Genomic DNA, 12,476 nt, shown 5'->3' on the forward strand with positions numbered 1-12,476 from the left:
CCGCGCCCTGTGGGACGCGACCGGACGCGACGTACGGACCACAGTGGCCATTACTGTGCCGCCTTGTTCATGTTCGTCCCGAACTCCTCGGGCTTGATCTGCCGCAGGAACGACTTGTCCACGTTCGTCAGCAGCGGGTCGGCCTGGTCCGAGGGCAGCGCCTGGTCCCAGGAGAGCTGGAAGTTCGGTGAGTCCTGCACCAGCTTGTAGACGAAGGTCAGCCACGCCTTGTCGTCCGGCTTCACGGCCGCCAGCTTCGAGTCGAGCCCGTTGACCGGCGGCACACTGCCGGAAGCGAGATAGGCGTCGACCTGGTCGCCGTTCATGACGTAGTCCTTCAGGTACGTCAGCGCCGCGGACTTGTTCTTGCTCGCCGCGTTCAGCGACAGGAAGTTGGACGGGTTGCCGACGATGTCCTTCGGGTCTCCCTTGCCGCCGGACAGGGACGGGAAGGCGACGTAGCCGAGGTCCTTCTTCACGAAGTCCGGCGCGGCCTTGACCAGGTTGGCGTACTCCCAGGTGCCCATCAGCTCCATGCCGGCCTTGCCGGTGTAGAGCAGTGCGGTGGAGGCGCCCTGGTCGTAGTTGACGGAGGAGGCGTTGTCGCCGAAGGCGCCGTTCTTGGCGAGTTCCTGGAGGCGGGTGTCGGCCGCGGTGACCGCCGGATCCTTCCAGCCGGAAGGGTCACCCCCGGCGATCCGGTCGAACACCTCGGACCCGCCCTCGCGGTCGAGCAGGTACTCCATGTACATCAGCGTCGGCCACTTGGAGTTCGCGGCGAGGGATATCGGGGTGACGCCGTCGCCCTTCAGCTTCTTCACCGCCGCGAGCAGGTCGGCGTATGTCTTCGGCGGCTCGACGCCCGCGTCCTTCAGGACCTTCTTGTTGTAGTAGAGGACGACGGGCGCGAGACCGTTCGCCGGGACACCGTAGGTCTGGCCGTCGAAGGTGGCGCTCTTCAGCACGCTGGGCGTGAACCGCAGCAGGTCCACCTGGGCGTCGGTGACGGCGTCCACCTTGCCCGCCTTCACATAGTCGTCCAGCGCGCCGCCGCCCCAGCTGAAGAAGAGGTCGGGGGCCTGGTTCGCGCCGAAGGCCACGCGCAGCTTCTGCTTGTAGTCGTCGTTGGCGAACAGCCGCAGGGTGATCTTCTGGTCCGGGTGGTCCTTGTTGTAGGCGTCCACGGACTCCTTGAGGATCGTCTGGTCGTTGAGCGCCCACATGGTCAGGCCCTTCGACGACGAACCCGAGGACGAGCCCGCCGGCCCCGAAGTCCCGCACGCGGCAAGGGACATGGCTGTGGCAACGACGATCGCGACACCGATCCCGCGTCGCACTCCCGGAATGCTCGCACCGCTCTTTCCGGGTGCCGGAAATCCGCGCATTATCTGCCTCTCTTCTCTCGGCATGCCGTATTCATGCGCCAGGCAGATGGGCGACTGGTGCGAAAAGCTTTCGGACGTCATCACCGCGGACGGCCTGCCTGCTGGACCGGGACACTGACACGGAATTCACGGCGGGGACAAGGAGAGGAAATTCCTCGGTTACGAAACACTTTCGCGAGAAGGCATGACGGCAGGGCCGGTGCCGCATCAGGCAGCGTTCAACCGGCTTGACGCCGGCGCGTTGCCACCGGGCGCCCGTCGCGCCGCCCGGTCGCAGCTCCGGATCGACGGCGCGGAAGCGGAGGCGGAGGCGGAGGCGGCCGGAGAGGAGAGCCACGGACCATCCGCCGCGGCACGGGGTCGGTGGGGACCCTGCACCGCACGGGCGGCGGCCACCCGGCCGTCAGACCGACTCGCGGACCACAACCCGTCCCGGCACCGGCGCCAGTCCCTCGGTGTCGATGTCGAGGACGGCTCGGGCGGCGATGCGTCCGAGGACTTCCGCGTCGATGTGCACGGTGGTGAGCGCGGGCGTGGTCAGGGAGCCGTACTCGGTCTCGTCGAAGCCGATCACGGCCACGTCGTCGGGCACGCGCCGCCCGAGGTCGCGCAGGGCCGTGATGCTTCGCAGCGCGATGTCGTCGTCGAACGCCGCCAGGGCCGTCACATCTCCATGGGCCGCCAGGAACGCCTCGACGGCGGCGGCGCCGGCCTCTCGCGGCCGGGGGACGACGAAGCGTTCCAGGGGTGGGATTCCCAGCTGTCGAGCGGTCTCCTGGGCGAAACCCAGCCGGGCACCGGTCAGCGGGAAGTCGTGGTCCGGCAGGGCCATGGCGATGCGCCTGTGCCCCTGTTCGGCGAGGTGGCGGATCTGGAGTGCGGCGTTGGCGGCGAATCCGCGTTCCCAGTCCTCCTCGGTGGGTTCCGCCCCTCGCAGGTACACCTCTCCGAGCCGCAGCACCGCTCGCGGCACGATGGTGTCGAGGACCTTCTGCGTGGCTTCCGGGTTCGCGTGCCCGTGCCGTACCAGCAAGATGTGGTCGTGCTCAGCGAGTTCCTCGTCCAGGCCGCGGACGTAGCTCCGGGAGAAGTTGCCCTCCATGCCCCAGTCGACATTGAGCACCACGACGCGGGAGGAGCCCTCGCGCAAGGCCCGGGCGATCCCGTGCGGGACGTACCCCAGGTCCTGGGCGGCCTCCAGGACCCGCTCGCGGGTCGCGACGGAGATCGTCTGCCGTGGGTCGTCATTCAGTACGAAGCTCACCGTGGCCCGCGACACTCCGGACGCCTTGGCCACGTCGCTCAACGTCACCCGACCAGAACGGCCCATCACGGATCCCCTCTCCCTGGAGGGCTACGGCTCCAGCCCTCCAGGGATGTCACCAGGCACGCTTTCCCAGCCCTAGAACGATTAAGTTCAGGCTAGCCTACGCACCTGGGGTACTTCCGCAATCAACCTGACAGGTCGGGTACGCCCCTCGCCGCCACCGGCTCCTTCCTTGCGCCGTACGCAACCAAAGAGTGCGGCGCACGCGCCTCCTCAACCCGGGAGTCCCCCTGTTAGCGTCCCACTAGATCGATTAAGTAGCCTCCACCCACCGACCCGGCGCCCGTCCATCCACCACACTCACCAACTCGCGCCGAGGCAGACGTGGGCGGTTCGCTAAATCGTTCTAGCAAAGTGTTCGACCCAGGAAGGAGCCGCATGACAACCCCCAGCCTTCAGGACGGCATCGACAAGGCGGGCTCGCCCGTCGACCTGCTGTGGAAGCCCGGCGCCGAGCCGTGGACCCCCGAGGTCGTCGAGCGTGAGTTCGTCGGATGGCGGCAGGAGCAGGCGGCCTGGCACGAGGGCGTGGCGCTGCTCAACCTGTCGCATCACATGTACGACATGTGGATCGAGGGGCCGGACGCCACGCGGGTGCTGGCCGACCACGGCGTCAACAACTTCGAGAAGTTCGCGGTCGGACAGGCCAAGCAGTATGTGCCGGTCACTCGCGACGGCCACATCGTCACCGACGGGATCCTCGCCCGCGAGGGCGACAACAGCTACCTGCTCAGCGGGATCCCGGCCGCGCAGCACTGGGTGCAGTACCACGCGGAGAAGGGCGGCTACGACGTCTCGTTCGTCACCGATCCCTCCTCCGCCTTCCGGCCCGGCGGGCGCGCCCCGAAGCTCTTCCGCTATCAGATCCAGGGGCCGCGGGCCCTGGACGTGGTGCAGAGCGCCTTCGGTGGACCGCTTCCGGAGACGAAGTTCTTCCACTCCACGCCGGTCACCCTCGACGGACGCGCGTTCCGGGCCCTGCGCCACGGGATGGCCGGCCAGGCCGGCTACGAGTTCATCGGCCCCTGGGAGCACGGGGCCTACGTCCACGAGGCGTTCCTGAAGGCGGGCGAGCCGCTCGGACTGGTCCAGGTCGGTGCCCTCGCCTACACCACACCCAGCGTGGAGAGCGGCTGGATCCCCTCGCCGGTCCCCGGTATCTACACCGACCCCGAACTGCGGGAGTACCGCAGGTACCTGCCCCTGTTCGGCATCGAGGGCCAACGCCCGCTCAGCGGCAGCCACTTCTCGCGGGACATCGAGGACTACTACGTCTCCCCGTACGAGCTCGGCTACGGCAAGATGATCCACTTCGGCCATGACTTCCAGGGCCGGGACGCCCTGCTGAAGGCCAAGGACAAGGCCAGGGACGAGGAGCTCCGCAGGAAGGTCACCCTGGTACTCGACCCCGGTGACGTGCACCGGGTGCTGGGCGACGGCCGGGACCCCGGATTCGTGCTCAGCTACGCACGGCACCGGGTGGAGAGCGGCGAGGGCGACCTGGCCGGCATGACGATGCAGATCGCGTCGGTCGACCCGGTCGGCACCGTGCTGGCCCAGACCCTGATCGCGCCCGCGCACTCCGCGCCCGGCACCGCGGTGAGCGTGGTGTGGGGCGAGCACCCCGGCAGCGGCACCGCCCCCGAGGCCGACCTCGGCTTCCCGCGCATCCGCGCCACCGTGCAACCGAGCCCCTTCGACCAGCACGCCCGCACCCGGTATCGCCGCGACGCCTGACCGGTCCGGCACCACCCGACACCCCTCTCGGGCCGGGCGAGCCGCTCCCCTCTTCCGAGTGGTCTCGTCCGGCGGTGCCGCGCGCCCGCACACGTTCGACAAGGAGCACCATGAACCCCTTCGACACGGCTCCGGCAGCGGTGAGTACATCGCTGCTGGAGGACTTCTCGCTGGAGATGACCGGCAAGGACGTATCCAAGCTGCAAGAGGCCGGGGACACGATCCCCCGGGACACGCGCGTCAACGTCACCTTCCTCGCCAACGAGAACCTGGAGACGCGGCTGGCCGCCGCCCGAGCCGTGAAGCGGCTCGGCTTCGTACCGGTGCCGCACTTCTCGGCCCGCCGCCTCGGCTCCAAGGCCGACTTCGAGGGTTTTCTGGCCGGACTGCGAGCCGACGGAACCTGCCACAACGTGTTCACCATCGGTGGCGACCCCGCCCGCCCGGAGGGCCCGTACGCGGACTCGCTCTCCCTGATCGAATCGGGCCTGCTGAAGGAGTTCGGCGTCCGGCACGTCGGTATCAGCGGCTACCCGGAGGGCCATCCCGCCATCGCCGAGGACGCGCTGTGGTCGGCGCTGCGGGACAAGAGCGCGGCGCTGGCGGCGCAGGGCCTGGACGGCAGTGTCATCACCCAGTTCGGCTTCGACGTGGATCCCGTACTCGCCTGGATCGAGCGGGTGCGCGGCATGGACATCGCGCTCCCGGTCCGGATCGGTGTCCCCGGACCGGCCGGGGTGCGGCGCCTGATGTCCTACGCGGCCCGCTTCGGCGTCGGCACCAGCGCCACGATCGCCAAGAAGTACGGCCTGTCCCTGACCAACCTCATGGGCACGGCCGGCCCGGACCGGTTCCTGCGGGCGCTCGCCGAGGGCTACGACCCCGCCCGCCATGGCGAGGTGAAGGTCCACTTCTACACGTTCGGCGGACTGCGGGCCACCGCTGAATGGGCCGCCCGGTTCAGGAAGGAGATCGAGGCATGACGCTCGCCCAGGACAAGGCGTACCCCTCGGCAAGGAATACCAGGACGCCCGGTCACCAGGCCTCGCTGATCGTCCAGGGCGCCGACGCCACCGGGATCGTCTCCGCTCTGACCTCGGTCCTCAGCGGTCACGGCGCCAACATCGTGTCCCTGGACCAGTATTCCGACAACCCGCAGGGCGGCGCCTTCTTCCAGCGCACCGTCTTCACCATGGACGTCCTTCAGGCGGCCTTGCCCGATCTGAGAGCCGACCTGGACGAACACCTCGTCAAGCGGTACGGCCTCACCTGCACGCTGCGCGACCTGTCCGTCCCGAAGCGGGTGGCGATCTTCGCCAGCAAGTCCGACCACTGCCTGCTGGACCTGCTGTGGCGCCACCGGCAGGGTCAACTCCCGGTCGGCATCCCGATGGTGATCTCCAATCACCCCGATGTCGCCGAGGAGGTCCGCTCGTTCGGAATCCCCTTCTTCCACGTGCCGTCGACGGGGCCGGACAAGTCGGCGGCCGAGGCCGAACACCTGCGCCTCCTCAAGGACAACGTCGACTTCGTCGTCCTCGCCCGCTACATGCAGATCCTCTCCGGCGACTTCATCGAGCGGGTCGGGGTGCCGATCATCAACATCCACCACTCCTTCCTCCCCGCCTTCATCGGCGCCGGCCCCTACGCCAAGGCCAAGGAACGAGGCGTGAAGCTGATCGGGGCCACCGCCCACTACGTCACCGAAGACCTCGACGAGGGCCCCATCATCGAACAGGACGTCGTCCGCGTCAGCCACGCGGACACGGCCGCGGACCTCACCCGCCGCGGCGCCGACGTCGAACGGGCCGTCCTTTCGCGCGCCGTGCTCTGGCATGCGGAGGACAGGGTCATCCGCAACGGCAACCACACCATCGTCTTCGCCTAGCGACTCCCTTGTTCCGACAGACGAACCGCCCGGCACGGGGACAGGTGGTCTTGTCGCGCGCCGGTGGGCACCAACAGGTTCCGGCGCCGTACAACCGCGGCCGCCCAGGCCGTATCCGGCACGCAGTCCTCTCCACCGGGCGAATCGTTCACCAGCAGAAGGCGGTTCGCCACCATGACAAGCAAGATCGACGGTTCGAAGATCGCCCGGCGGATCCGGGCCTCGGTGGCCGACCGGGTCGCCGAGACCGCACGCGCGGGACGCGTGCCCGGGCTCGCCACCGTCCTCGTCGGCGACGACCCGGCGAGCGCCGTCTACGTCACCGCAAAACGCCGGGCCGTCCGAGAGGCCGGTATGCGTGACTTCCACCGGCAGCTGCCCGAGCGGTCCACACAGCTCGAAGTCGCCACCGTCATCGACGAGTTGGCCCACAACCCGGACGTGTCCGGGATTCTCCTGCAGCTGCCTCTGCCGACCCACCTGACTGCCGCAGCCCTGATCGACCGCATCCCCGTCGCCAAGGACGTGGACGGCCTGACCACCGCGAGCGCCGGCCGGCTGGCCCGTGGTGAGCGCGGACTGCGACCCTGCACGCCGAGCGGTGTGATCGAACTCCTCGACGCCGAGGGCATCGAGCTCAGGGGCGCGTGCGTCGCCATGGTCGGCTGGGGTGAGTTGGTGGGACGCCCGCTGACGCAGCTGCTGCTGCGGCGGGGCGCCACCGTGTCGGTCGCCCACGAGTTCACCGCGGACCTCGCAGCCGTCACCCGGCCTGCCGACATCGTGGTGGTGGCCACAGGAGTACGCGGCCTCGTCGGCCCCGAACACGTCAAACCCGGCGCCACCGTCATCGACGTCGGCATCCACCGCACCCCCACCGGACTCACCGGAGACGTCCGTGCCGCCGAACTGGACGGCATCGCGGGGCGCATCACGCCCGTGCCCGGCGGGGTCGGGCCGATGACCATCGCGATGCTCGTGGTCAACACTCTGCGCGCCGCCGAGTGGGGCGCCGAACGGCAGGCCGTGCCGGCCTGACCCGGGGCCGGGTGGTCGTCCGCCGGAGACACCTGTCGCGGACACCGACGGACAACTGTCCTTCCGCGCTCGCGGCTAGCCCGGTTCGCGTCCCCGGCCGCGGTCGCCTCTGCAGCCCCCGCCGGCTGCGTCACCGTCCGGCCCGCCCGGCATGGTGCGCCTGCCCAGCACGGACGCCGACCACGACGAGGCGATCACCACGGCCACCATCGTGCCGCTGCCGCCGGGAAGAGCGCAGGTGCTCGGCGCGTCCGTGAAGCTCGCGCCGTAAGCGTCCGGGGCCTTGCCGGTGGCTTCGAGGTCCGCAGGGGCAGGAACGCGCCGGCCTGGATGCCGACGTGCGATACCGGACCGCCCGCCTGCGCTTGGTCGACGGGCGATACCGATGCCCGACACCCCGATGAGCAGGGCGGTTTCGCCGGCGCCGGTGGAGGTGCGGAACAGGTTCACGCGCGGCGCCCGGATGCCGCCCACGACCAGACCGGTCACCAGCAGCAGGCCGGACTCCGGTGCTGAGCAGGGGGTCAGGGGTAGCCCCCGTTAGCGCACGGCGAGGAACATCAGGTCCGAACCCAGCAGCATGCGGCCGCCGTAGTCGGCGTCGCGCGCGCTGTCGCGCAGCAGGCGACGCCAGGTGGTGTCGCCGGCCGCGGTCTGCTGTCCGGGGCTGAGGTGGGTGGCCACGAGCGTACGGGCGTCCGCCTCGGCTGCGATGCGGCCGAGTTGGGCCACGTCGGTGTGGCTGGCGAGGATGTGGTCGATCAGGGCCTGCGGCAGCCCGAGGCCGGCCAGCCCGCCGGGGTAGAGCGCCTCGTGCACCAGCACGTCCGCACCACGGGCGAGCGTCACGACGTTCGGCGTGGGAGTGGTGTCGCCGGAGAAGACGACGCTGCCGTGGTCGGTGTCGAAGCGGTAGGCGTACGCGGGGAACACAGCGCCGTGCGGGACCAGGACCGCGGAGACCTTGAGGTCGTCGTTCTCCATGACGGTGAAGGGCCGCATGGCCGGTGCCGTGCGGGCCGCTGAGGCCTGGATGCCGGAGGGAGGCAGTACATCGTGGACGTTCAGGAGGGCGCCCGGGTCGGTACCCGTGTGCTCGGCCATGAAAAAGGTGGGGGAAGCCGCGTACGCCTGCCCCGCCAGCCGGGTCATCTCGACGGTTCCCGGCAGTGGCCCGGGAGCGCCCGTGACGGTGGAGGAGATGCCGGCTGGACCGGGGCCGTACACATCGACGGGCTTCTGGAAGCCCTGCGAGCCCGAGGCGCCGGCCGCCAGCATGGGGAAGGCGTAGTAGTCGACGATGTGGTCGGCGTGCAGATGGGTGAGAAAGATGCCGGCCAGCGACGGCATCGAGAGCCCTGCGCGCAGGTACTGGGTGACCGCTCCCCGCCCGCAGTCGACCACGTATGTACGGCCGTTGACGACGACCGCGGAGGAGATGCCGTACCGGGTCGCGAGCGGCGGGGGCCCGCCGTTGGTCCCCAGCAAAGTCAGCGAAAGACCGCTTCCGGAACTGCTCGGCCCTGTCACCTGCGGGGCGGCCGAAGCCCGTTCAGCGCTCAGCAGCGGTGCGGCGACGACGGTGGCCGATGCGGCCACCGCGCCCAGCAGCCTTCGGCGGGACGGGTACGCGTCCGGGGAATCGCTCATCGACTCACACATGGCGGAACATTCCTTCGTGCGGCTCGAATGGTGCGCTGCCACAATCGTCACCGGGCGCCGTCCCGTCTACGGTCCGAGGCGCAGCATGAGGTTGCACAGCGCGACGGCTGCTCCACTGGTACCTGTTCGTGAGAGTCGACCGCGAAAGCGACGACGTCCACGTCGTAGGCGGTCTGCTGACGCCATGTGGCGGCCACGCCGAACTCGCCCTCATGAACCTGCCGGACCCGGTGTGACTCCCCACCAGCGAAGGCCGCGCCTACTCGACGTGGTCCACGCCTGACCCCGTAGAGACGTCGAACTCGGCCGCTGAGAGAACCTCACCGCCCTGCTTCGAGGCAGTCGCGGAACTCCTCGGGAGGCATCGCGGCAGCCGTGGCAGGCGCCCGGTACGAGGTGTCCGTCCAGTTGCCGACTCGGCCCTTCGGGGTAACGACAGAGGTGAAACCCCCGGCGGCGGCCGAGGGACGTGTCAGTCGTCGGCGAGTGCCTCGTGGACGGAGGAGACCGCGCCGGCGCCATCGCCGACGGCGGTGGCCACTCTTTTCGTCGAGCCCGCCCGGAGGTCGCCGGCTGCGAAGACCCGGGGTGCGCTTGTCTGGAACGGCAGGGCCGTACCGAACGGTTCGGCAGGCAGACGGCTGTCCGTGAGGACGAAGCCGTTGTGGTCCTTGGCCACACCGTCCAGCCAGCCCGACACCGGGTCGGCGCCGATGAAGCAGAACAGGGCACGGCAGGCCAGCCGGTCCCACCGCCCGTCGGCCCTCTCGGCGACGATCGACGCGAGGGTGTCGTCGCCGCCCAGTTCGCGGATCGTGCTGCTGGTGTGGACCCGGATCCGCGCATGCGCTCGGATCCGGTCGGTCAGGTAGGACGACATCCGGGCTCCGAGATCGGCGCCGCGGACGATCAGGTCCACCGTCGCACCACGGGCGGCGAGGGACAGGGCCGCTTGCCCGGCCGAGTTGGCGCCGCCGACGACCGTCACCGGCTGGTCTTCATAGCCTCGGACGTCCAGCTCGGTCGCGGCGTACCGGACGCAACCGGACTTCTCGAAAGTCGTCCATCGCGGCAGGTCGAGGTGCCGGTAGTGGGCCCCGGTCGCGGCGATCACCGCGCGGCACTGGATGCGTGCGCCGTCCTCCAGCAGGACGGCCGGCCGTCGCTCCTCGGAGAGGTCCAGGCCGGCCACCGCGCAGGGCGAGTGGATCCGTACACCGAACTTGAGTGCCTGGACCATCGCCAGACGGGTCAGGCTTTCGCCGCTGACTCCGTGCGGGAAGCCCAGGTAGTTCTCGATGCGGGCGCTCTTGGCGGCCTGGCCGCCGAGCCCGGCGCGGTCCAGCAGTACCGTGACGAGACCCTCGGACGCCCCGTACACGGCGGCGGCCAGACCCGCCGGGCCGGCGCCCACCACGACGAGGTCGACCGGACGCCCGTCGGCTCGATAGGTGAGACCGAGCACCTCGGCAACAGCTCTGGGCGTCGCGCGCCTCAGCAGCGAACCGTTGACCATCGCGGCCGGGAGGTCGTCCTCGCCGAGCCCCGCCAGTCTCATCAGCGAGCGTCCGGGGTGCGTGGCGGCGTCGAGCCAGGAATGCGGCAGGAGCATCTGCGCCACATAGGTGCGTAGTTCCAGCGTCTCCGCGGCGTACGACCGGCCGACGAGCTCCAGGGCGTTGCCTGCCGCCCCGCGGATCTCCTCTCGCCGTTCCCTGAACGCCTCGATCAGGGTGTCGGCGATGTCGACCTGCTCGGCGAGGGCCCGGCGCAACATCGCCGCCCGGATCCGGACCACTGTCCCGGCGGACACCACCCGGGCGGTCAGGTAGACGTGCTGACCGGTCAGCAGGTTGAGCTCGCCGAGGAAGTCTCCGGGTCCGCCCCGGTAGATCAGACGCTCCGGCTCGATCGCCGTCGCGTCCCGGACGATGTGCACGGTCGCCGACCGGAGCAGGAAGAAGTCGTAGGTGTCGTCGCCGGACGTGTACAGATCCCGGCCGGGCTCGGCGTGCTCCACCTCCCCGTACTCGGCGAGCCGGCGGAACTGCTCGTCGTCCAGGACCGGCCCGCGCTGTGCCGCACCGTCGTTCACGTGATTCCTCCGTCACACCGGACCAGAAGGGTCTCTTGCTGGAGTGCTGGTCGAGTCGGGCTGTTCAGGCGCGAACCGGAACGGGCGCCGGCTTCACCCGGGCGACGGTCATGACGTACAGGAGCAGACCCGCGGTGGTGAGGACGAAGCCGGCCCACACGGTGGACAGGGTCTCCCAGCCGGCATCGAGGGCGACCGCGCCGCCGATCGCGCCGAGACAGTCGGCCAGGTTGAGCGCGGCCAGGTTGAGCGTTCCCATCAAGGTCGGGGCGCCCGGTGCGAAACCGGTCAACCGGACCTGGATGGTGGGGATGGCGAACATCATGACTCGCCGGCGCCGCTGGCGAAGGTGCCCAACGCCAGTGCGAACAACGTCAGTTTCGGGTTCCTGATGGGCGACTTCGCGGTGGTGTGCCGCTGCTCCTCGGCAGTGCACTGGCTGTCGTATGCGCGCTGATGCATCGTCTCGCCTCGTCTCGTCCTCGGCAGGAGGGTCAGTCGGACGGCGTACTGGCCGGTGCGGGGCGGGGATCAGGTGTGGGGGGCGGGTCGTCGTCCTCCCGGAGGCCGTGGCGGGCGTAGAAGCGCCGCAGGGGCGCCGGCGCCCACCAGTTCGCGTTTCCGAGCAGGCGCATCGTGGCCGGTACCAGCAGTGCCCGGACGATCGTCGCGTCCACCAGGACGGCGATGAGCATCGCCACCCCGATCAGCTTGATGAACGTGATTCCGGAGACGGAGAACAGCCCGATGACGACCAGGATGAGCAGCGCGGCGCTGGTGATGATCCGGCCGCTGCGCTGCAGCCCGACCGCGACCGCCGCGGTGTTGTCGCCGGTCCGGTCGTACTCTTCGCGGATCCGGGACATCAGGAAGACCTCGTAGTCCATCGACAGCCCGAACACGACCGCGAGGACCAGAATCGGCTGGGTCGCCTCCAGTGTCCCGGTGGAGGTGAAGTCCAACAGGCCGGAGAGATGGCCGTCCTGGAAGATCAGGACCAGTGCGCCGAACGAGGCGCCGAGCGACAGGATGTTCATCACGATCGCCTTGACCGGCAGCACGACGGAGCCGAAGGCGAGGAACAGCAGGACGAAGCCGGCGCCGCCGATGATCAGCGCCATCCAGGGCAGCAGATCGCCCACGGCGGCGAGTTGGTCGGCCAGCTGCGCGGTCTGGCCACCCACCAGTGCCTCACCACCCGGTGGTGCCGGTACCGCCCGGATCCGGCTCACGAGATCCCGCGACTCGGGCGATATGGGGTCGCCCCGGTACATGACCGTGACCCGGGCGACGTCGCCGGACCGACCCGTGACCTCGGCTCCGGACACCCCGTCGACAGTCCGG

Annotated in this window: 11 protein-coding genes; 4 read left to right on the forward strand and 7 right to left on the reverse strand. The window is 69.7% G+C overall.

The genetic code is table 11. The annotated features are described in order from the left end of the window. Positions 1-50: 50 nt before the first annotated feature. On the reverse strand, positions 51-1,295 hold the full coding sequence (locus tag ACFWPS_RS32980) for an extracellular solute-binding protein (RefSeq protein ID WP_383711717.1): 1,245 nt from the start codon (positions 1,293-1,295) through the stop codon (positions 51-53). A 493-nt stretch (positions 1,296-1,788) separates the two neighbouring features. Continuing rightward, on the reverse strand, positions 1,789-2,715 hold the full coding sequence (locus ACFWPS_RS32985) for a LacI family DNA-binding transcriptional regulator (RefSeq protein WP_383711719.1): 927 nt from the start codon (positions 2,713-2,715) through the stop codon (positions 1,789-1,791). Between the two features lie 375 nt (positions 2,716-3,090). Here ACFWPS_RS32985 and ACFWPS_RS32990 point away from each other — a divergent pair, with 375 nt between their 5' ends. The 4 genes from ACFWPS_RS32990 to ACFWPS_RS33005 all read left to right on the forward strand — a co-directional run bounded on the left by ACFWPS_RS32990 (position 3,091) and on the right by ACFWPS_RS33005 (position 7,375). Next, positions 3,091-4,449: an aminomethyl transferase family protein gene (locus ACFWPS_RS32990; RefSeq protein WP_383711721.1), complete on the forward strand. Its 1,359-nt coding sequence runs from the start codon at positions 3,091-3,093 to the stop codon at positions 4,447-4,449. A 110-nt stretch (positions 4,450-4,559) separates the two neighbouring features. After that, on the forward strand, positions 4,560-5,432 hold the full coding sequence (locus tag ACFWPS_RS32995) for a methylenetetrahydrofolate reductase (RefSeq protein ID WP_383711724.1): 873 nt from the start codon (positions 4,560-4,562) through the stop codon (positions 5,430-5,432). Next, on the forward strand, positions 5,429-6,337 hold the full coding sequence (gene purU / locus ACFWPS_RS33000; protein ID WP_383711725.1) for a formyltetrahydrofolate deformylase: 909 nt from the start codon (positions 5,429-5,431) through the stop codon (positions 6,335-6,337). Before ACFWPS_RS32995 ends, purU begins: the two co-directional genes overlap by 4 nt. A gap of 174 nt (positions 6,338-6,511) precedes the next feature. Then, entirely contained in the window at positions 6,512-7,375 is an 864-nt protein-coding gene (locus ACFWPS_RS33005; RefSeq protein WP_383711728.1) for a bifunctional 5,10-methylenetetrahydrofolate dehydrogenase/5,10-methenyltetrahydrofolate cyclohydrolase, read from the forward strand. Between the two features lie 540 nt (positions 7,376-7,915). Here ACFWPS_RS33005 and ACFWPS_RS33010 read toward each other — a convergent pair. The 5 genes from ACFWPS_RS33010 to ACFWPS_RS33030 form a co-directional block, all read right to left on the reverse strand. Then, the gene (locus tag ACFWPS_RS33010; RefSeq protein ID WP_383711731.1) at positions 7,916-9,025 is read right to left on the reverse strand and encodes an MBL fold metallo-hydrolase; all 1,110 of its coding nucleotides are present in this window, start codon (positions 9,023-9,025) and stop codon (positions 7,916-7,918) included. A 484-nt stretch (positions 9,026-9,509) separates the two neighbouring features. Next, entirely contained in the window at positions 9,510-11,132 is a 1,623-nt protein-coding gene (locus ACFWPS_RS33015) for an FAD-dependent oxidoreductase (protein ID WP_383711734.1), read from the reverse strand. Positions 11,133-11,196: 64 nt separating this feature from the next. Continuing rightward, complete coding sequence (locus ACFWPS_RS33020; protein WP_383711736.1) at positions 11,197-11,457, reverse strand: hypothetical protein; 261 nt, start codon at positions 11,455-11,457, stop codon at positions 11,197-11,199. Further along, a complete protein-coding gene (locus ACFWPS_RS33025; protein ID WP_383711739.1) occupies positions 11,454-11,594 on the reverse strand; it encodes a hypothetical protein in 141 nt (46 codons plus the stop codon). The genes ACFWPS_RS33020 and ACFWPS_RS33025 overlap by 4 nt, the downstream gene beginning before the upstream one ends. Positions 11,595-11,626: 32 nt before the next feature. Further along, a partial coding sequence (locus tag ACFWPS_RS33030) for an MMPL family transporter (protein WP_383711742.1) occupies positions 11,627-12,476 on the reverse strand: 850 nt, incomplete at its 5' end.

Source organism: Streptomyces sp. NPDC058457 (assembly GCF_042720695.1).
Lineage (GTDB): Bacteria > Actinomycetota > Actinomycetes > Streptomycetales > Streptomycetaceae > Streptomyces.

Bases quoted from the DNA above. Each gene is read 5' to 3' on its own strand.
- ACFWPS_RS32980 (WP_383711717.1), bottom strand. From the start codon at position 1,295: ATGTCCCTTGCCGCGTGCGGGACTTCGGGGCCGGCGGGCTCGTCCTCG.
- ACFWPS_RS32985 (WP_383711719.1), bottom strand. From the start codon at position 2,715: ATGGGCCGTTCTGGTCGGGTGACGTTGAGCGACGTGGCCAAGGCGTCC.
- ACFWPS_RS32990 (WP_383711721.1), top strand. From the start codon at position 3,091: ATGACAACCCCCAGCCTTCAGGACGGCATCGACAAGGCGGGCTCGCCC.
- ACFWPS_RS32995 (WP_383711724.1), top strand. From the start codon at position 4,560: ATGAACCCCTTCGACACGGCTCCGGCAGCGGTGAGTACATCGCTGCTG.
- purU (WP_383711725.1), top strand. From the start codon at position 5,429: ATGACGCTCGCCCAGGACAAGGCGTACCCCTCGGCAAGGAATACCAGG.
- ACFWPS_RS33005 (WP_383711728.1), top strand. From the start codon at position 6,512: ATGACAAGCAAGATCGACGGTTCGAAGATCGCCCGGCGGATCCGGGCC.
- ACFWPS_RS33010 (WP_383711731.1), bottom strand. From the start codon at position 9,025: ATGAGCGATTCCCCGGACGCGTACCCGTCCCGCCGAAGGCTGCTGGGC.
- ACFWPS_RS33020 (WP_383711736.1), bottom strand. From the start codon at position 11,457: ATGATGTTCGCCATCCCCACCATCCAGGTCCGGTTGACCGGTTTCGCA.
- ACFWPS_RS33025 (WP_383711739.1), bottom strand. From the start codon at position 11,594: ATGCATCAGCGCGCATACGACAGCCAGTGCACTGCCGAGGAGCAGCGG.